Consider the following 1,838-nt stretch of genomic DNA (forward strand, 5'->3'; position numbering starts at 1 on the left):
TCAACTGGCAGCACGGGCCAAACCGGCAACACAGGTGCGACCGGGTCCACTGGCAACACGGGTTCGACGGGGGTAACTGGCGCGACCGGCGACACCGGGGCAACCGGATCGACGGGCGTGACCGGCCAGACAGGCGGCACCGGCGCGACAGGCAATACAGGCGCTACGGGTGTGACCGGGCAAACAGGCTCAACCGGCGACACCGGGGCAACCGGATCGACTGGCGTGACTGGGACAACCGGCGGCACTGGTTCAACTGGCAGCACCGGCGGCACGGGCGCCACCGGATCGACAGGCAACACAGGCGATACCGGCGCGACCGGTCAAACAGGTGGCACCGGCGCGACAGGCTCCACCGGTAACACAGGCGCTACGGGGGTAACTGGCGCGACCGGATCCACTGGCGATACAGGCCAGACAGGCGGCACGGGCGCGACTGGCTCCGCCGGATCGACCGGCAACACAGGCGATACCGGCGCGACTGGTCAAACAGGTGGCACAGGCGGCACGGGCGCCACCGGATCCACTGGCGTGACTGGGGCAACAGGCGGCACTGGTCAAACAGGTGGCACTGGTTCCACCGGCGTTACGGGCGCGACTGGCTCCACCGGCCAAACCGGCGCGACTGGTCAAACAGGTGGTACTGGTTCGACCGGGTCCACTGGCAACACCGGTGTGACCGGTCAGACCGGTGGCACAGGGGCGACCGGATCAACTGGCAACACAGGCGATACCGGCGCGACCGGTCAGACTGGAGCCACTGGCAACACGGGTTCGACGGGGGTAACTGGCGCGACCGGCGACACCGGGGCAACCGGATCGACTGGCAGCACTGGTCAAACCGGCAGCACTGGTTCAACTGGCAGCACCGGCGCCACCGGCGTTACGGGCGCGACTGGCTCAACCGGGGCCACAGGTTCGACTGGCAGCACGGGCCAAACCGGCGTGACTGGTCAAACTGGTGGCACGGGCGCGACGGGTCAGAGTGGCGCCACCGGCAACACCGGCGCGACCGGGTCCACTGGCAACACCGGTTCGACGGGGGTAACTGGCGCGACCGGCGACACCGGGGCAACCGGATCGACTGGCTTGACTGGCTTGACTGGTCAAACTGGCTCGACAGGTTCAACGGGGAACACCGGCGCCACAGGTTCGACTGGCAGCACTGGTCAAACCGGCGTGACCGGTCAGACCGGTGGCACAGGGGCGACCGGATCGACGGGCGTGACAGGGGCAACAGGCGGCACTGGTCAAACAGGTGGCACTGGTTCCACCGGCGTTACGGGCGCGACTGGCTCGACTGGCAGCACCGGGGACACAGGTGCGACTGGCAGCACTGGTCAAACTGGCGGCACTGGTTCCACGGGTGCAACGGGCTCAACCGGCGCCACAGGTTCGACGGGCAGCACTGGTCAGACGGGCAGCACAGGCAGCACGGGTGCAACCGGCTCAACCGGCTCAACCGGTGGCACTGGTTCAACTGGCAGCACCGGCGGCACGGGCGCGACCGGTCAGACTGGCTCCACCGGCCAAACCGGAGCTACCGGCGCGACGGGCTCGACTGGCAACACCGGGGACACAGGTGCCACCGGTCAGACCGGTGGCACAGGCAACACGGGAGCAACCGGATCGACCGGAGCAACGGGCGTGACCGGTAGCACGGGTCAAACCGGGAGCACCGGCGGCACGGGTGCAACTGGCTCAACCGGGGGCACTGGTTCAACTGGCGGCACGGGCGCCACCGGATCCCCTGGCGATAAAGGCGCGACTGGCTCCACTGGCGCGACTGGCTCAACCGGTGGCACTGGTTCAACTGGCGGCACGGGTTCGACGGGGGT

1 protein-coding gene is annotated in these 1,838 nt (G+C 68.5%); it reads left to right on the forward strand.

Features of this window, described 5'->3' with window-relative positions; translation table 11 throughout:
* On the forward strand, positions 1–1,838 hold a 1,838-nt coding region (locus ASILVAE211_RS26250), incomplete at both ends, for a hypothetical protein (RefSeq protein WP_264479121.1).

It is taken from the genome of Acidisoma silvae, assembly GCF_020618775.1.
Taxonomy (GTDB): domain Bacteria; phylum Pseudomonadota; class Alphaproteobacteria; order Acetobacterales; family Acetobacteraceae; genus Acidisoma; species Acidisoma silvae.